Below are 17,786 nucleotides of genomic sequence, written 5' to 3'. Positions count from 1 at the left end.
CGCCAACCCAATGCTTCGCGATGACCGATTGGCCCGGTAGAGTTTGGACGGTCGTACCATCAAGCGCGAGTGGCGAAATTGGCAGACGCGCCAGATTTAGGTTCTGGTGTCCACGGACGTAGGGGTTCAAGTCCCCTCTCGCGCACAGATTCCCGTCAGTCGTGACACCTTCCCGAGCCGCGTGTGGGAGCGCAGGCGCACACACGGAGTCGACCAGCTGAACACGCTCTGACCTGCCGCGATCCATGCCACATGTGCCGGATCGCGACACATTTGCCTTCTGCGAAAAGTTTGCTGGCGGTGGTGGTCAGCCGTGATCGCGCCGGTCATCCCGCCACAGTCGCCGTTGCAGGAACGTGTTCACCGACCGCAGGTCACGAACCGCGTGGTTCGTACCGCCGACGGCGATGTCGTCCACGGAATCTGCACGCCCGGAGACCGAGGCCGCATCCTCGACAAGCACCCCGTCGCCGCCCTCGACCGGGGCCGAGCATTCACCTGGAACCGACTCGGGTCGATGCCGGAAGGCTACTGCCCCTCACCGCATTCGATGAGTTGTGCGTGGCCGCCGGCGACTGCTCGAGGAGGTGCGCCGATGACTCCGTTGCCGGGCTGCCTCACATCAACACGGGCACCGAAATTTGCGGACAGTACTGCGTTGCAGCGCTGCATGTTCCAATTTGCATGCCCGCGGAGGGATCGGCGTCAAGCCGAAGTCGGCTCACGACGTGCAGGCTGTGGGCGCGGCGGCGGTGATCCAGTTGCCGAATTCCACCGCCAGGTGCCATCGGTGCTCGCGGATGAACCGGGCGGGCAGACTCGCCGGGAACTGCACGGTCAGCAGCGCTTCCATCGTTCCGCGGCGGTCGAGGAATTGGTGTCGTACACCGCCGATCACGAGGCCGTCGTCGAGCAGGGCCCGGCCCGCGATCTGCTGGGGATAGCGGGGGTCGGCGGGGATGGTGAGCGCTTCGGTTCTGCCGTAGTCGACGAGAAATCGGGTGGCGAGGGGTGACCCGCCGGTGGTTTCGACGACTTCCTGGCGGCCGTCGGGGAGGCCGCGCAGGAGGTAGTGGTCGGGGCAGGCGTCGACCATATCGGTCTCGGCGTTGGTGGCGGTGAGGTCGGAGAACCAGGCGGCGAATCGTTCGGCGCTGTAACCGGGAACCTCGAGGCGGGTGACGGCGTGCTCGGTGCGGCCCCGGCTGAGCGCGACGCCGGTGCGCGTCATCCGCTCGGAGATCTCGAGGTCACGCCTGAGGGCGGCGTACACGCCCGCGTGACCCAGGCGGGTCTTCATCGAGGTCAACGCGGATCGTTGCGCGTCGAGCGGAGCGCCGAGCAGGTCGTCCAAACGCTTTCCCGGCGCGAGTTCGGCGAAGGCTCGCGCTCCCAGACGACGGGCGAGCTTGGTCAACACCACCGCGGCCCGGCGGGCTTCCCATGCTCGTACTTGTTCCCGCGAGACTTGCTCGCCGCCGATGTACGTCCGAATCGCGATGGACTCGCCCATGAGCCTCGCCTTCCTCTCCGTTTCCGTCCCGACCACTTCCCGTCGGCGGGGGATGAACCAACGTCCGCCCGCTCGGGAAGCACGGTGGCTAACGCCGAGCAGACCAGCGTCAACGTAATCCCACCCCCTTGCAAACGCAAGTTTTCCTAGCTTTAATGTCCCGGAACTGTTGACAGAGTGACCCGAGTCACCCATGCTACCTTAACGCAAGTCCATCTTGCATTAACATTTCATCCCCGTTCGAGCACGTCGTCGACGCGCGCGAACAGGGCGGCAGGCGAGAGGAATCGGTCGATGCTGACCAGGCGAAACTTCATGAACCGGACCGCAGGAGCGGCCGCGACCGCAGCGACCGCGATGTACCTGGCCTGCGGCGCGGCGGGGGCGAATACAGGGTCCCCGGCCTTCGGAACCGGGCTGCGGACCTTCATCGGCGGTGCGCCGGTCGAGCCGTCCGGGGTCGTGGAATGGGAGCGTCGACGACTGTCGGTGGCGGCGGCGCGACTGTCGACCGACTTCGCCGGACTGTTGCGGGGTGAGCTCGATTCCCTGCTCGGTCGGTTCGCCGTCGCCGTGGACGACATCGCCGCCGCGCGATCGGCCCTGTCGAAGGCGCGCGCCCTGATCGGCTCGGACGGACTGCGGGAACTGCTCGCCGCCGAACTCGCCGCCTCCGAGGCGGCCACGCGGACCGCGCTCGCCGCCTCGGGCGGGCAATGGGCGATCTCGACTACCGAGATCGTCAGCGACCGAGGCAGCGCCGCGGGTTTCGTCCAATGGTTCGGCCTCGCGCGCACGACCGACGCGCGCGCGATCTGGACCGACGCGTGCCCTGACCACTACATCATCGCCACCCTGGCGGACGGACGTCAGGAAGTCGTCGAGGTGACCGGTGGAGCGGTCCTGGCCAGCCGTTTCTTCGTCGACTACGCCGACTCGACCGGAGTTCCCGTTTCCGCTGACCCGGCCTATCCGCTCGCCGTCGCCGGAACCGCCGCACTCGCCGATGGCACTGTCGTCGGGGGCGTGCGGCACCAGTTCCGCGACGAGCCCGGCGGCGGCTTCCGGAGCCGTCTCGCGGTGGCCTTTCCGGCGGCCGTTCCGGGCCTGTACATCGCCGAACACGAGTGGCATCTGGCCTGCGAGTTCGGCAACTGGATCACCGCCTACCTGCGCTGACCGAGCCGTTCGCGGCCCGGTCCGCCCATCGCAGGGTGCGCATCGAGTAGAACAGGGGCATGGATCAGCGCGGACGCGACGCGAGCATCGACGAATCGTCACCGCCCCCGGCCCCGCGTAAGCGGACCGGGGGACGGTCGGCGCGCGTGCGCGACGCGGTACTGACCGCCACCCTGGAGCAGGTAGCCGAACACGGGATCGAGGGGTTGACCATCGGCGATGTCGCCGCCAGGGCAGGAGTCGCGGAAACGACGATCTACCGGCGATGGGGCACGCGCACGACCCTGATCGCCGAGACCGTCACCGAATTGGCGGCGGCGGGCAACCCCGCACCCGATACCGGGACGTTGCGCGGCGATCTCCGGCAACTCGCCGAACAGATCTCCCACCTGATCTCGCGACCCGGCATCGCGCGGCTGCTCGGCACGACCATCGCGCTGTCGGCCGATCCCGAGGTCGCCGAGGCGCGCCGACGCTTCTGGGTCGACCGCTTCGACCGAACCGCGCACGTCATCGGCAGGGCCGTCGACCGCGGCGAGCTGCCGTCGGACGTCGATCCCCGCGAAGTACTCGAAACCCTCTCAGCCCCCATATATTTCCGTCTTCTGGTGGTCGATGGTGCGCTCGACGACGAATTCATCGCGCGCTGCATCGAGCACACGCTCATCCTGCACGGGGTGTCCCGCTGACGGTCCGGCAATTCGGCGACTGCGCTCAACCCGAACGGGGAGGCCCCGCGATCGGGCGGATCGCCCCGCTGGCCGCAGGCCGCGGTGTCATCGTGCCCGGTCAACAGGTGGATCGACGCTGCGGATCGGGTTTGCAGGCCGTGCTCGACGTGCGCGTGCAGACGCGCTTCGGTGACAGCGACCCCATCTTGGCTGGCGGCGTGGAATCTATGAGCCGCAGCGAGTTCTACGCCACCGACATCCGATGGGGCGTCCGAGGCGAAGGCGCGGCTCTGCACGACCACCTCGCCCGCGATCGAATCACCATGGGCGGCAAGAACTCCGCGGCGGTGGCAATTCCGCCCGCCACCGTGGGCATCGGACCGATCCCCGCCACCGAGAAGGCCCTTGCCTGCTCGGATTCGCCTGAGCGAGGGTTGCTCAGGCGTCCCCGTGCTGCGCGACCCCCGTGTCGCGTTCGCCGGGCGGCGCGCCCACCGCTCCGAGCAGGCTCAGCACGTCGACGGCGTTGGTGACCCGCGGGGACGCCTGCGCTCCGGCCTCGCCGAGTTGTTCGGCGACCCAAGTCCGCGATGGACCAGGATTGTGGCGACCGGAGACGAACCACACTCCCGTAGCCGGTTCGGCCCCCTGATTGACATACATGTGCGGCCTGGTGGAGTCGAAGCACAGCGAGTCGCCTGCGGCGATACGATGCCGGTCGAAGTCGAGCAGCAGCGTCAACTCACCCGCGAGCAGGTAGGCGTACTCGGTTCCCTGGTGGCGCATCATCGTCCGGTCGACGGAACTGGCCGCACCCGGCTGATAGGTCACCAGCAGTGCGTCGACGTCGGCGCGCGGATCGACCGCCAGCCGCTCCCACCGGACCCCGTTTGCCATCTCCAACACCGGATTGTCGGCGGCCCGCTGCACGACCCCCGTGGATTGGCGGCGGGGTTCTGCGGTGCGGTCGGCGTCCGGGCGCGTCTGTCCGATCCCCAGCAACTCGTCGAGCGAGACGCCGAGGTGGGTGACCAGGGCGTAGAGAGTGCTCACCGAGGGCTGGGACTTGCCGGTCTCGATCTGGGAGAGCTGGCTGGCCGAGATGCCTGCGGCGGCCGCCAAGCCGCGCAGACTCAGTTTCTGCTCGAGGCGAGCCTGCCGCAACGCCGATCCGATCCTGTCCTCCATCGGCTCACCCTTTCATCCGGATGCCCTCGATCATTCATTCACAGTGAACACTATGCGGGTCGTTCGCATGTCAGCGCGATCGGCGTTCGGCCTGGCATAACAGTCCGTCAACATCGCCGCTGAGGCATCCGCGTCTGCGCCGTCCTGGACCGAGTCGCATCGAACATGGCCGCTGAAGCCTCTAATTGGCTTCGGCACAACAGTTTACGTAGTGACGAGAAGTCCTTTCCAGTGTCCGACACGGCGGAAATCCTCCGATCTAATAGCTACCTTCTATCAACCAGTACGTTTGGTGTCACTTGACACTATGCGGAATTCTGTTCCATGATAATGAACATAACTCTTACGAGTGCGTCCATTCCGGTCACCGATGACGAAGGAGACCCATGTCTTTCCTCGCAGCGCGTCACCCCACGGCAGCCGTGCCACCGCTCGCGCGACACGCGATGTCCGAACGAGGGAGGCGGTCATGCTGATCGGATTCGCCGGCCTGGGTCGTATGGGACATCCGATGGCGACGCATCTGGTCCGGGCAGGCCACTCCGTCCTCGCCTACGACCCCGTTCCCGGACTGACTCCGCAGGGGGCGACCGCGGTCGCCTCCGCGCAGGACCTCACCGCCGCCTCGCTGTCGATCAGCATGCTGCCAGACGGTCCCTCCACCTTCACCGTGGTCAGCGAAGTGCTGCGCGCCGCGCGGCCCGGTCACCTGCACATCGTGATGGGCACCATCGGCCCCGAAGCCGTGCGCGCACTCGGCGAACTGCCCCACCTCCAACTCATCGACGCGCCGGTCTCGGGCAGCGTCTCCATGGCCGAGACCGCGTCCATCACCACGATGGTCGGCGCGTCGGCCGAACAGTTCGAGCGCGCCCGTCCGGTACTGGCCGCGATGACCGCGGTCCAGTTCCACGCGGGCCCGGTCGGTGCGGGCTCGGCGGCCAAACTCGCCGTCAACGCGGTGCTGGCCGGGCTCAACCAGGCTGTCGCCGAAGGCCTGCTGATCGCCGAGGCCGCCGATCTCGACCTCAGTGTCTTCTACGACATCCTGAGCGGCAGCGCCGCCGGAGCCCCGTACGTCGGCTACAAACGCCAGACGTATCTCACACCGGAGTCCACCGCCGTCGCGGCCCCGGTCTCCCTCATCCGCAAAGACCTCGGTCTGGCACTGGACCTCGCCCACCGACACGGGCTCGACCTGCCCGGCTCTGAAGCGGCGCTGTCCGTCCTCGACAAGGCCGTGGACGCCGGCCTCGCCGAGGCCGACATGACCCGAGTACTCACCGCACTGCGCGATCGCGCGGAGAAACCGAACCACACGACCGCTTCCGAACTCGAACAGACAGAAGCGCGCCCATGACCGGCGCAACCATGACCGCTGCCAGCATCGCGACCGCCATCCGGGAGCTCGAGGATCGGCGCTACGCCGCGGTCCTCACCGGCGAGTTCGACCGTTTCGCCGCGCTGGCCCACCCCGACCTCGTCTACACCCATTCCACCGCCGAGGTCGACACCCGCGACAGCTACCTCGAGAAACTCCGCACCGGTCACTACCGCTACCACCGCATCGACCACCCGGTGACACGGGTCGTCGTCGCCGCGGACACCGCGATCGTCGTCGGTGAGATGCACGCCGAGATCACCGCCGCCGGCGTCCGCAAGACGCTGGCCAACCGAGTACTCGCGGTCTGGGTGTACGAGAACGACGAATGGCTGTTACTCGCATTCCAGCCCACCGTCATCCCGGCGGGTGAACGCCGATGACGAGTTTCACCTACGACGGGTTGCCCGGCCGCGTCGTCTTCGGTGCGGGCGCAGCGCGCACCCAGCTGCTCGGCGAGATCGACCGTATCGGCGCCGAACGGATCCTGCTCATCGGCACTGGCCAGGAAGGTGTGATCGGGGCGCGGTTGTGCGCGCCGTTCGCCGACAGGGTGATCGCGACATTCACCGACGTGCGTCCGCACGTACCCACCGAGGTCGCCGAACGCGCCCGCGCCGCCGCCGAACATGCCGATCTCGTGCTGTCGGTCGGCGGCGGGTCGACCACCGGAACCGCCAAGGCCGTCGCCCTGACCACCGGGCTGCCGATCCTCGCGGTGCCAACCACCTACGCGGGCTCGGAAGTCACGCCGGTGTGGGGGCTGACCGATCGAGGCCGCAAGACCACCGGCACCGATCAACGGGTCCTGCCCCGCACGGTGATCTACGACCCCGAACTGACTGTTTCGCTCCCGGTGGACCTCTCGGTCGCCAGCGGTCTCAACGCGATGGCCCACTGCGTCGAAGCGTTCTGGGCGCCGCAGCGCAACCCGATCTCGAGTGCTGTCGCCGAAGCCGGTATTCGCCATCTGATCAACGGATTACCCACCATCCACGCCGCGCCCTCGGATCTCGCGGCACGCGGTGAACTGCTGCTCGGCGCCTACCTCGCAGGATCGGCGTTCGCCGTCGCCGGATCCGGTCTGCACCACAAGATCTGCCACGTCCTGGGTGGCGCGTTCGATCTGCCCCACGCGCAGACACACGCCATCGTCCTGCCGTACGTGCTGGCCTACAACCTGCCCAACGCGCCGCAGGCCGGAGACCGGATCGCCAACGCGCTCGCCCGCCCCGACGCGGTGACCGCGTTGCGCGAACTCAGCGAGAAGCTCGAAATTCCCAAAGGATTATGCGAACTCGGCGTCACCGAACTCGACATTGCCGCGGTCGGCGACGACATCCTCGCGATCGCACCCGCCGACAACCCCACTCCCGTCACTCCTGCCGGCCTCCGTGCCCTGCTGCACGCCGCATGGTCGGGATCCGACCCTTCGAGGCACACCACATGAGCATCGACCGAACTCTGACCACCGACCGAGAGGAAGCCGTCACCGAGGAGGTGCTGGCCAGCTTCGACGCCACCCCCGATCCCCGCCTGCGCGAGATCATGCACAGCCTTGTGGAGCACCTGCACGCCTTCGCCCGCGACGTGCGGCTCAGCGAACGCGAGTGGGAAGTCGCCATCGGCTTCCTCACCCGCACCGGGCGCATCACCGACCAGCGCCGCCAGGAGTTCATCTTGCTCTCCGACGTGCTCGGCCTGTCGATGCTGACCATCGCCATCAACGAACCGCGCGAACCCGGAGCCACCGAATCCACAGTCTTCGGCCCGTTCTTCGTCGACACAGCCCCTGAAGTGCCGCTCGGCGGTGACATCGCCCGCGGTGCGGCCGGAATCCCCTGCTATGTGTCCGGCCAGGTGCGCTCGGTCACCGGCGTCCCCATCGAGGGTGCGCGCATCGAAGTGTGGGAGGCCGACGAAGACGGCTTCTACGACGTCCCGTATCCCGACGGCCGCTCGGCGGGTCGCGGTTGGCTGCGGTCCGGCCACGACGGCGAATACCGTTTCCGCTCGATTCTCCCCGCGCCCTATCCGATCCCGCACGACGGCCCGGTCGGCGACCTGCTCGCGGCCACTGCCCGCGACCCCATGCGGCCCGCCCACCTGCACTTCATGGTCACCGCACCCGGATACCGGACCCTGATCACCCACATCTTCGTCGCCGGCGACCCGTACCTGGACAGTGACGCGGTGTTCGGGGTGAAGCAGAACCTGGTAGTCGACGTCGTGAGCCACGACGCCGTCGACCCCACGCCCGATGGCACCCGTTCCGAACGCGGCTGGACGAGCATCGACTTCGACCTCGTCCTGGCCGCCCACGACGGCTCCTAGCCGGCTATCGCGGGCCGCACACCGCGCCGTCCGCGCACGCGGATCCCGGATCTGCCCGGCAGGGCGGGCTTCATTCCCTGCGAACACGATTTTCTCTGCCGCGCAGTCATGTCCGCGGCAGGCCACTTTGGAGGTGTCGCGATGCGACGTAGTCGTTGGATCGTGCTCGGCGGGTGTTTTCTCGCCTACCTGTTCGACGCGCTCGAGATAGTGCTGCTGTCCATGGCCCTGCCAACCATCCGCAAGGACATGGGGCTATCGGTCACCCAGGGCGGACTGCTGGCCACCGCCACCTTGATAGGCATCGGCGTCAGCAGCGTCCTGGGCGGTTACGTCGCCGACAACTTCGGACGTAAGAAGGCACTGATCGCGTCGCTGGTTACCTTCGGTGTCTTCACCGCCGTGATCGCCGTCGCCCCGAACTTCGAGACCGTCCTGCTGCTGCGGTTCCTCGCCGGCATCGGCCTGGGCGCGGTGTGGAGCGTGGTCTCGGCCTACGTCGTGGAGACCTGGCCCGAACACAGCAGAGGCCGCGCCGCCGCCTTCGTCATCAGTGCCTTCCCTGCCGGTGGCGCGATGGCCGCCACCATCTCCGGCTGGTTCCTGCCGGACTGGCGACTGATGTTCCTCGTGGCGGGCGCCGCGGTCGCACTCCCCGTCGTCGTGGTCCTGATCTTCTTCACCGAATCCGCGGGTTGGGCGGTGCACAAGGCCGCCAACACCGGCGAGGTCGTCTCCGTGCGCGATGTCCTCGGCCCCGGCCTGCGCCGCACGACCCTGCTCGGCACCCTGATGGCGGCCCTCGCGCTGTTCGGCTACTGGGGCGCGACGACTTGGCTGCCCACCTACCTCACGACCGAACGCGACCTGCCCTCGAGTTCGGTCGCGGTCTTCGTGACCATCCTGAACCTGGGAATGTTCGCCGGTTACAACGGATTCGGGTTCCTCGCAGACCACATCGGCCGCCACCGGACCATCATCCTGACCCTGGCCGGGGTCTCGCTGACACTGCCGATCTACGCGGTGACCACCCACCAAACCAGTCTGCTGTGGCTGGGACCGCTGTTCGGCGCGTTCACCGCCTTCTTCGGCCTGTTCGGCTCCTACCTCGGTGAACTGTTCCCCACCCGAGCCCGCGCCACCGGAGCCGGATTCTGCTTCAACGTCGGCCGCGGCATCTCCGCGCTCGCGCCGTTCGCCTTGGCCGGACTGGCCGCCGACATCGGTTTCAGCGGCGGACTCATCCTGTGTGCCTGCTTCTTCGGACTCGCCGCCGTCGTCGCCCTGCTGCTGCCCCGTTCCGGCGCCACCGACGACACCGTCGTCATCCGACCCATGACCGACCCCCGCGACGACGCACCCGTCACCGTATGAAACGCCGTCGGGCCGCTCGTCATACGACCGGCCCGACGGCGCTGTCCGGCAACACGCCCCGACCTCGAGGACCTTCTGTGCCATCGACGATGCAAGCCGCCGTCTACCACGGCGCCCGCGATATCCGTCTGCGACACGTCGCCATCCCCACCCCGGGTGCGACCGAAGCGCTGGTGCGTGTGCTGCGCTCGGGCATCTGCGGAACCGACGCCGCCGAGTGGACAGCCGGGCCGAAGATCTTTCCCGTCCACCACCGTCACCCCCACAGCCGCCACCTCGGCCCGATCATCCCCGGGCACGAATTCGTCGGCGAGATCGTGGAAGTCGACACCGGAACAGACCTCGCCTCCGGCACACTCGTGGCCAGCGGAGCCGGGATCTGGTGCGGCACCTGCCGACGCTGCCACGAAGGCCGCACCAACCGGTGCGCGCGATACCAGACCCTCGGGCTCGACCTCGACGGCGGCATGGCCGAATACGTCGCCGTTCCGGTGCGAACATTGCGCCGACTGCCGCCCGGCCTCCCCCTCGACCACGCCGCACTCGCGCAGCCCTTGGCCGTCGGCATCCACGCCGCCCGTCGAGCCGGGGTACGCGACGGCGACCATGTCGTGGTCATCGGCGCCGGAGCGATCGGCTCGTTCGTCCTGGCCGGCCTGAAACATCTCGGCGACTACGACATCACCGTCATCGACTTCCCCGGCACCCGCCTCGAACGCGCCAGACGGCTCGGCGCCGCCCGAACCCTGCCGCCCTCCTCAGCGCTGAGCGCCGACGTCCGCGACGCGCTCGGCGGTCGCAAGCCCGATGTGGTGATCGAAGCCAGTGGCGCGCCGGGCCAACTGGCCGCCGCCCTCGACATGGTCACCGACGGTGGTCGAGTCCAAGCCGTCGGCATCCCGAAACAACATCCCACACTCGACCTGCACTCGATGATCTTCCGCGAGGTCACCCTCGACACGACCTTGGCCCACATCTGCGACACCGACCTTCCGGCGGCATTGGACATCCTCACCGCCACCCCGGAACTGGGCAACGAATTCGTCCGACCCCCGATAGCGCTCGCCGAGCTGGGCGACGCACTGGACCAGCTGGCCGCCGGCCGGATCGAAGGCAAGATCCTCATCGATCCCGGCCACCGAATACACCGGCCTTACTGACGATTCCATCCCCTCCACAGGGCACGCGGGCATCCTCGGATCAGGCAGCGGTAGGGAATGCGGCGAGCATTATAAATTGGGCAACACGGAAACTTCTACAATTCCGCTAAAACGCGTACAATTCGGGCAGGTCGGGACTGTCCCTGGAGCCCTATCATGTTCGACAGAAAGAATTCACATACAAAGTTCGCCCGGTTAGCGGCCGCCGCCGGTATAGCCGCAGTTGCCGCAGTTCCGGTCGTCGCAGCTGCGGCGCAAGCGCCTACCGCCCGCGCAACGACGCCCACGTCTGCGACCCAGCTCGTCGACAGCCCTGGTTGGGGTCACGGCGGTGGCTGGGGTTGGGGCGGCGGCGGCTGGGGCCGCGGCGGCTGGGGTTGGGGCGGCGGCGGCTGGGGCCGCGGCGGTTGGGGTTGGGGTTGGGGCGGCGGCTGGGGTAACGGTGGCTGGGGGTGGTGGAACCCCGGCTGGGGTGGCTGGGGCAGCTTCTAGCGCCGGTGACCGGGCCCGGACACGTACAGCGTGCCGGGCTCGGTCGCATCGAGCAGGGCTCATGTGAAGCCGAGTTCGACCGACCGGGCTGGAGCTGGTGACGAGATGAAGATCGTGTGCGTCGGTGGCGGGCCGGCCGGACTGTACTTCGCGATTTCGATGAAGCGGCGCGACCCGGCTCATGACATCACGGTGATCGACCGCGATCCCGCTGGGTCCACCTATGGCTGGGGCGTCGTGTATTGGGACGACCTGCTCGACATTCTGTATCGGAATGACCCCGACAGCGCCCAGGCGGTGCGGGCCGGGTCGGTCCTATGGCGTGAGCAGGAAATTCATGTGCGTGACGACCGAGCCGCGTATTTCGGGGGCTACGGGTTCAGCATGGGGCGCGCGGCATTGCTCGACGTACTTTCCCGGCGGGCGAGCGACCTGGGCGTCGATGTCCAGCATGGGCGAGAGGTGCACGATCTGTCCGGCTTCGGCGACACCGATCTCATCGTCGCCTCCGATGGCGCGAACAGCCGGGTACGGCGGCTGGTTGACGATCGTTTCGGCACGTCCGTCACACTCGGCGAGAATCGATATGTCTGGCTCGGTACGGACAAGGTCTTCACCCGATTCACCTTCGCCTTCGAACACACCTCGGCCGGATGGATCTGGTTCCATGCCTACCCGTCGATTGCCGGGAAAATCAGCACCTGCATCGTCGAGTGCCAACCGCAGACTTGGCGTGGACTGGGATTCGATTCCCAGGACAATCTGGAGAACTTGCGCGTTTTGGAGAACATATTCACGCGCACTCTCGACGATCACTCCTTGCTCAGCACCACACGAGGCGAAGCGGCGAGGTGGAGCCGCTTTCCCGAGGTGACCAACAAGATCTGGTATCACGACAACGTGGTGCTGCTCGGCGACGCAGCGCACACGACGCACTTCACCATCGGTTCCGGCACCCGGTTGGCAATTGTCGACGCCGTCGTGCTCGCACAGAACCTGTACGAGCATGCCGAGCTCACCGACGCGCTGGAGAACTACGATGCGCAGCGCCGCGCTGCGCTACGCCCGATCCAGGCGGCCGCCCGCACCAGCATGATCTGGTTCGAACACGCTGACCGGTATCTCGACCGCAGCCCCGTGCGACTCGCCTATGCGATGGCGGCTCGGCACGGGCCACAAATGCCGTGGCGATATCAGCAACACCTGCTCACACAGATACCCACTGTGCGCAAGATCCGGCGTGCCATCGACTCCGGACGGCGGTGGTGGCGCGCTGCTCGACGAGGGGAACTCGCGATGGCAAGAGTGGTCTCAACTCACCGGCCGCGTTTCCTCAGCCCAGCTCGCCAGTAACCGCAAGGCGGTTTGCGAGGCCGACCCGTCTTCGACGGTGTGCGCGATCAGCGCTTGGTCCGGATCGTCCGGGAAGCGCAGGGTTTCGAAGCCGAGGTCCAGTTCGCCGACCACCGGGTGCCGGTAGACGTACCGGCCGTGGGTCTTGTCCTTGATCTGGTGCTCTGCCCACGCTTTCCGGAATTCCGGGCTGCTCGCGGAAAGCTCGTCGAGCAACGCCGCCGTTTCCGGGTCGTCGGGGTGACGCCCGGCGTCGAGTCGGAGGTAGGCGGCCACGTCGCGGGTCTTCTCCGGCCAGTCGGCGTAGAGGCTGCGCATGCCTTCGTCCAGGAAGACGAGGCGGGCCAGGTTCCGCTGGGCGGGTGGCAGTGCGCCGAAGTCCGTGATCAGCGCGGCGGCGAGTCGGTTCCAGGCCAGGACGTCGGTGTTGCGGCCGACGATGTACGCGGGCACGTCGGCGGCCGAGTCCAGCAGCCGCCGCAACCCCGGCCGGACCCGCTGCGGCGCATCCGCGCGGTCGCCTTCCGACCAAGGTCGTGCGAGCCGGTAGAGGTGTTGCCGCTCGACATCGTTCAGGCGCAGCGCCCGGGCGACCGCATCCAGTACCGCTTCGGAAAAGTGCAGGGTGCGCCCCTGTTCCAGCCGCACGTAGTGGTCGACGCTCACTCCGGCGAGCTGCGCGAGTTCCTCCCGGCGCAGCCCGGGAACGCGGCGGCGACCGCCGTAGTCCGGCAGGCCGAGTTCCTCGGGCCGCAAGCGGGCCCGCCGAGAGCGCAGGAATTCGCCTAGTTCCGCCCGTCTGTCCAATGGCATGCGGCCAGTATCCCCGCGCCTGCCGGACGCGAGCCTGGTCATGCGGTGCCCAGGCTCCAGCTGGCACTGGGTAGCCCGGGACGCGGCCGCCAAGGTTGGAGGCACCGAAAACGAACGCCGACAAGAAAAGAGCACTGCGCAATGACCACCCTGACCGCCGTCCCCCTCGGCACCACCGGTATGGACATCACCCGGCTCGGCTTCGGTTCGTGGGCCGTTTCAGGATCGGGCTGGACCTTCAGCTGGGGCGCCACGGACGACACCGAATCGGTCGCCGCGATCCGCCACGCGCTCGACGCGGGCGTCAACTGGATCGATACCGCCGCCGTGTACGGCCTGGGCCATTCGGAGGAACTGGTCGGCAAGGCCATCTCCGGCCTGCCGCAGGCCGACCGCCCGTACATCTTCACCAAGGTCGGCCTGGTCTGGGACCCGGAGAACCCGTCGGCCGCGCCTCGGCGGATCATGAAACCCGCGAGCGTGCGCCACGAGGTCGAAGACTCCCTGCGGCGGCTGGGGGTCGACCACATCGACCTGTACCAGGTGCACTATCCCGACACCGGCGAATCGCTGGAGTACGCCGGCGGCGGCTTCGGGGCGGTGTCGCCCAACGCCACCCCCTTGGAGGAGTACTGGCAGGTCATGGCCGACCTGAAGGCCGAGGGCAAGGTTCGGGCGATCGGATTGTCCAACCACACGCCAGACCTGCTCGAGGCCGCCGAGCGGATCGCTCACGTCGACGTCATCCAGCCGCCGTTCTCGGCGATCAACCGGTCGTCCGCCGCCGAGATCGCTTGGGCACACGCACACGAAACCGGCGTGATCGTCTACTCGCCGTTGCAGTCCGGCCTGCTGACCGGGGCCTTTTCCGCCGAGCGTGTGGCCGGTCTGCCCGCAGAGGACTGGCGGACCGCCCACCACGACTTCACCACCGGTCTGACCGCCAACCTCCAGTTGGCGGACGCGCTGCGCCCCATCGCCGCACGACACGGCGTGACCGTCGCCGAGGTGGCCATCGCCTGGGTGCTGGCCTGGCCCGGTATCACCGGAGCCATCGTCGGTGCGCGCAAGTCCGACCAGGTCGACGGCTGGATCGGCGCGGACTCGGTGGCGTTGACGCCGTCGGACCTGGCCGAGATCGCCGCGGCGATCACCGCCTCCGGCGCGGGCGCCGGTCCCACTCGGCCGTGAGAACCTCTACCGCACAGGAGATCACATGTCGCTCACCGTCATCGCCGAGTGCCTGGCCGCGCCAGGACAGGAGGATCGGCTTCGCACCGCGCTGGAAGCGATGATCGAGCCTTCGCTGGAGGAGCCCGGCTGCCTGGCCTACCGGCCCTACCTCGACCCGAACCACGTCGGCCGGATGGTGATCGTCGAGGAGTGGACCAGCGCTCAGTCTCTCGCCGACCACTTCACGACAGCGCACTTCCGACATGTGGAGCAGGTGCTCGAACTCGTGCTCGCCGAGCCGATGACCCTCCGCACACTCGTCGCCGCCCCTCTCGGGTGAACTGTCGAGAGCCCGCGACGGAACCCCGACCGCGATTCCATGCGCGAGTTCGGGGTTCCTGACCGGGAGGAACTACCGCGGCCGCTTGCCTCTCCGAGGACCCGCATTCGTGGGAGCGGACGCTGCGGCCCGGTGCGACTGCACGAGGCAGTGCGACGATATCCACAGCGTCAGCGCGGATACCGTCGCGGCATCGAGCACGACGGATGCTCAACGGCCGGCGGGAACTGAGCAAGCGCGGGATACCGCTGCGGAAAGGTGCTCTGAATGGTCGAACACCCTCGTGAGGTTCGTATCTCGGTTCTGGACACGGCTCCTGTCACGCAGGGATCGAACGCGAGGATGGCGCTGCGCAATAGCGTTGAGCTGGCACAGCTCGTCGACGATCTCGGCTACTACCGGTACTGGGTGCCCGAGCACCACGGGATGGCGGGTGTGGCCTGCGCGGCACCGGCAGTCGTTGTCGAACGCGTGGCCTCGGTGACGCGGCGGATTCGGGTCGGCGCCGGCGGGGTGATGTTGCCGAATCACGCTCCGATCGTGGTCGCCGAACAGTTCGGCACCTTGGAGGCTTTTCACCCGGGGCGAATCGATCTCGGACTCGGACGAGCGCTCGGCGGACCTCGCGAGATCACCGACCGCGTGCGCAGCGAGCACGACCGCACGGCCGAATCGTTCGAAGATCAGGTTCGAGCGCTGCTCGCGCTGTTCGAGGTGGATAGAGCCGGTGGCCGCGTGGCGGCTGTGCCTGCCGTGGGCAATAGGCCGGAAATCTGGATGCTCGGCAGCGGCGACCATACCGCCCGGATCGCTGGGAGCCTCGCGCTCCCGTTCGCCGCCGCCCACCATCTGAAACCCTCGAGCACGATTGATGCGGTCCGAAGCTACTTGCAAACGTTCCAGCCGTCATCGCTGTGCCCGGCTCCGCGCATCGTCATCAGTGTGGCGGTTATCGTCGCCGACAGCGACGAGCAAGCCCAGTGGCTGGCCGGATCGCTGAGAATGAAGGTCGCCCGGCGACGGCAGGGCCGACCGATACAACTGCCCAGCCCGCAAACCGCTGAAGCACACGGGTATATGAATAGTCGGAACACCGATGACAAGCTGACCGGTGTGTTCGTCGGGTGCGCCGCCACGGTGCTACCGCAGTTGCAAGCGCTGGTCGATGCCACCGGTGCCGACGAGTTGTTGATCAAGACCGACCTGTACGACCCGAGCGACCGCCGCAGATCTTATGAACTGTTGATGGAGTCGCACTCCCTTCGGCACGCCTCGGAGAGGTGATCGGCGATGGCGTCCACCACAGGCTGCGGACCACTCCTCGGTATCGAGTCCTGAATCTCCGTAAGCACGCCTCGAATGTGGCCGAATCTCATAGTCGGGTGTAGTCGGCCTGGTCCTGCTCGAACGCTGTCAGGATTTCCGGTGTCAGCGTCAGGCGAGTGTTGGCGACGGCGGCCAGATAGTCCTCGAGGTCGGCGGGTTCGCTCGTTTCCTCGCGGACCGCGCGTTCGAACGCCGACTGCGCACCGGCACGCGCGGCGAACTCGATGTCCGCGGGAGTGAAGTGGACTGTCGCGCGGACCAGGCGTGCGAGATCGATGGTCTCGGCTGCCGGACCCAGGTAGCGCCGCCAGATTGCCTTGCGGGCAGGCTCGTCGGGCGGGCCGACCGGTATCACGTAGTCGAAGCGGCCCGGCCGCAGGAATGCCGAATCCAGAGATCGGACCGAGTTGGTCGCGCAGATCAGCAACCGGCTGTAGTCCTCCCGGAAAACCGGGATCAGCTTCAGCAACTCGTTCGTCACCCCGTGCGCCGGGCTGGTCGCCGTCCCCTCGCGCGCACCGGCGATCTCCTCGACCTCATCGATGAACAACAGCAGTTCATCGAGGTCGCTCAAATCCGCGAACACCTCACGCAGCGAGGCCGCGAGACCACCGCTGGCCGTCGCGGCCAGCCGAGACGGGAACAACTCCACGAACGGCCAACCCAGTCGTGAAGCGACCGCTTTCGCGAAACTGGTCTTCCCGGTACCCGGCGGTCCGAACAAGATCACGCTCTTGGGTGGCCTGACCCGATAACGTTCCGCGACATCCGGGCGCGCCAACGGCAACACGATCCGCCGCTCGATGACCTCTTTCTCTCGGTCCATGCCCGCCATCGACTCCCACAACCCCGGTGGCAACAGCCGACCGCCCAGCTCGCTCAGCAGACTGGACTGCGCGGGCGCCAACGGTTCGACCAGCTCGTAGAAGACCAAACCCGTCCTGCGCAGATAGCCGGAATTCTCGAACGCGACCGACCCGGTGGCGCCCTCGGGAACGAGCGTGCAGATCCGCCGCACCCCGTCCGCCCGCAGCCGCCTCTCCAGTTCGGTCAGCAACGCACTGCCGATACCGCGCCGCCGCCACTGCGCACCGAGCGCCACCAGCAACACCCACGCCCGCTCACCTTGGACCTGCGCGACGGCCATACCCACCATCTCTTCGCCGACCTCGGCCACCACCGCCGGCTGCCCCGCCCGCGCGGACGCAAGCACCTCCGCCAACGCGAACACCGGCTCACCCGCGGTGTCCATACGGCTCTGCTCCCAGATCTGGATCGCCTGATCCAGATCAGCGTCACGAAACTCGCGAATCCGCCATACCGGCATACGCACCTCGAACCGCCATCGAAGGGTGGACGAACCGAACCGCTCCCCCAGTAAACACCCATGGCGTACGTGAGCAAGCCGATCCCTGCGCCCCGCCGCAGCTGGCGACCAAGCGCACCTCGCGCCCTCGACGGCCGACTCGGGATTCAGCGGCTGATCACC

The 17,786-nt window shown here is 67.5% G+C and carries 16 protein-coding genes, 1 tRNA gene and 1 pseudogene; 14 read left to right on the top strand and 4 right to left on the bottom strand.

Annotation, left to right across the window (positions count from 1 at the left end; genetic code table 11):
• Positions 1-63 precede the first annotated feature (63 nt).
• Positions 64-145: transfer RNA gene (locus ACIA5H_RS20770), tRNA-Leu, on the top strand.
• 576 nt (positions 146-721) lie between these two features.
• Here the strand turns inward: ACIA5H_RS20770 and ACIA5H_RS20765 are convergent.
• The gene (locus tag ACIA5H_RS20765) at positions 722-1,513 is read right to left on the bottom strand and encodes a hypothetical protein (protein ID WP_397077099.1); all 792 of its coding nucleotides are present in this window, start codon (positions 1,511-1,513) and stop codon (positions 722-724) included.
• A 294-nt stretch (positions 1,514-1,807) separates the two neighbouring features.
• On the opposite strand from ACIA5H_RS20765, the gene ACIA5H_RS20760 reads away from it, so the two are divergent.
• From ACIA5H_RS20760 to ACIA5H_RS20750, 3 genes and pseudogenes are all read left to right on the top strand, one after another.
• Entirely contained in the window at positions 1,808-2,692 is an 885-nt protein-coding gene (locus ACIA5H_RS20760) for a hypothetical protein (RefSeq protein ID WP_397077098.1), read from the top strand.
• A gap of 59 nt (positions 2,693-2,751) precedes the next feature.
• A complete protein-coding gene (locus ACIA5H_RS20755; RefSeq protein WP_379254223.1) occupies positions 2,752-3,381 on the top strand; it encodes a TetR/AcrR family transcriptional regulator in 630 nt (209 codons plus the stop codon).
• Between the two features lie 11 nt (positions 3,382-3,392).
• Positions 3,393-3,701: pseudogene (locus ACIA5H_RS20750) on the top strand (acetyl-CoA C-acyltransferase); the annotation flags it as partial.
• Positions 3,702-3,801: 100 nt separating this feature from the next.
• On the opposite strand, the gene ACIA5H_RS20745 reads toward ACIA5H_RS20750, so the two are convergent.
• Positions 3,802-4,551: a helix-turn-helix domain-containing protein gene (locus tag ACIA5H_RS20745; RefSeq protein WP_397077097.1), complete on the bottom strand. Its 750-nt coding sequence runs from the start codon at positions 4,549-4,551 to the stop codon at positions 3,802-3,804.
• A gap of 469 nt (positions 4,552-5,020) precedes the next feature.
• Between ACIA5H_RS20745 and ACIA5H_RS20740 the strand changes: the two genes are divergently transcribed.
• From ACIA5H_RS20740 to ACIA5H_RS20710, 7 genes are all read left to right on the top strand, one after another.
• Positions 5,021-5,911, top strand: a complete 891-nt coding sequence (locus tag ACIA5H_RS20740; RefSeq protein ID WP_397077096.1) for an NAD(P)-dependent oxidoreductase — start codon at positions 5,021-5,023, stop codon at positions 5,909-5,911.
• Complete coding sequence (locus ACIA5H_RS20735) at positions 5,908-6,315, top strand: nuclear transport factor 2 family protein (RefSeq protein WP_397077095.1); 408 nt, start codon at positions 5,908-5,910, stop codon at positions 6,313-6,315. The genes ACIA5H_RS20740 and ACIA5H_RS20735 overlap by 4 nt, the downstream gene beginning before the upstream one ends.
• Complete coding sequence (locus tag ACIA5H_RS20730; RefSeq protein WP_379254219.1) at positions 6,312-7,382, top strand: maleylacetate reductase; 1,071 nt, start codon at positions 6,312-6,314, stop codon at positions 7,380-7,382. Before ACIA5H_RS20735 ends, ACIA5H_RS20730 begins: the two co-directional genes overlap by 4 nt.
• On the top strand, positions 7,379-8,266 hold the full coding sequence (locus tag ACIA5H_RS20725) for a dioxygenase (protein WP_397077094.1): 888 nt from the start codon (positions 7,379-7,381) through the stop codon (positions 8,264-8,266). The genes ACIA5H_RS20730 and ACIA5H_RS20725 overlap by 4 nt, the downstream gene beginning before the upstream one ends.
• 141 nt (positions 8,267-8,407) lie before the next feature.
• Complete coding sequence (locus tag ACIA5H_RS20720) at positions 8,408-9,640, top strand: MFS transporter (RefSeq protein ID WP_397077093.1); 1,233 nt, start codon at positions 8,408-8,410, stop codon at positions 9,638-9,640.
• 77 nt (positions 9,641-9,717) lie between these two features.
• Positions 9,718-10,800, top strand: coding sequence for a zinc-binding dehydrogenase (locus tag ACIA5H_RS20715; RefSeq protein ID WP_397077092.1), 1,083 nt, complete (start codon positions 9,718-9,720; stop codon positions 10,798-10,800).
• Positions 10,801-11,355: 555 nt separating this feature from the next.
• Positions 11,356-12,645, top strand: a complete 1,290-nt coding sequence (locus ACIA5H_RS20710) for an FAD-dependent monooxygenase (protein ID WP_397077091.1) — start codon at positions 11,356-11,358, stop codon at positions 12,643-12,645.
• On the opposite strand, the gene ACIA5H_RS20705 is transcribed toward ACIA5H_RS20710, so the two are convergent.
• Positions 12,604-13,458: a helix-turn-helix transcriptional regulator gene (locus tag ACIA5H_RS20705; protein WP_397077090.1), complete on the bottom strand. Its 855-nt coding sequence runs from the start codon at positions 13,456-13,458 to the stop codon at positions 12,604-12,606. The two genes, ACIA5H_RS20710 and ACIA5H_RS20705, sit on opposite strands and share 42 nt — an antisense overlap.
• Positions 13,459-13,599: 141 nt before the next feature.
• Here ACIA5H_RS20705 and ACIA5H_RS20700 point away from each other — a divergent pair, with 141 nt between their 5' ends.
• From ACIA5H_RS20700 to ACIA5H_RS20690, 3 genes are all read left to right on the top strand, one after another.
• Complete coding sequence (locus ACIA5H_RS20700; protein ID WP_397077089.1) at positions 13,600-14,649, top strand: aldo/keto reductase; 1,050 nt, start codon at positions 13,600-13,602, stop codon at positions 14,647-14,649.
• A 25-nt stretch (positions 14,650-14,674) separates the two neighbouring features.
• Positions 14,675-14,971, top strand: coding sequence for a putative quinol monooxygenase (locus ACIA5H_RS20695; protein WP_397077088.1), 297 nt, complete (start codon positions 14,675-14,677; stop codon positions 14,969-14,971).
• Positions 14,972-15,238: 267 nt separating this feature from the next.
• Positions 15,239-16,255, top strand: coding sequence for an LLM class flavin-dependent oxidoreductase (locus ACIA5H_RS20690; RefSeq protein ID WP_379254206.1), 1,017 nt, complete (start codon positions 15,239-15,241; stop codon positions 16,253-16,255).
• Between the two features lie 88 nt (positions 16,256-16,343).
• Here ACIA5H_RS20690 and ACIA5H_RS20685 read toward each other — a convergent pair whose 3' ends face one another.
• On the bottom strand, positions 16,344-17,624 hold the full coding sequence (locus tag ACIA5H_RS20685) for an ATP-binding protein (protein WP_379254318.1): 1,281 nt from the start codon (positions 17,622-17,624) through the stop codon (positions 16,344-16,346).
• Between the last annotated feature and the right edge of the window lie 162 nt (positions 17,625-17,786).

Source organism: Nocardia sp. NPDC051900 (assembly GCF_044452545.1).
In the GTDB taxonomy this organism is placed as follows: domain Bacteria; phylum Actinomycetota; class Actinomycetes; order Mycobacteriales; family Mycobacteriaceae; genus Nocardia; species Nocardia sichangensis.
This window is presented reverse-complemented; position numbering and strand designations above follow the sequence as displayed.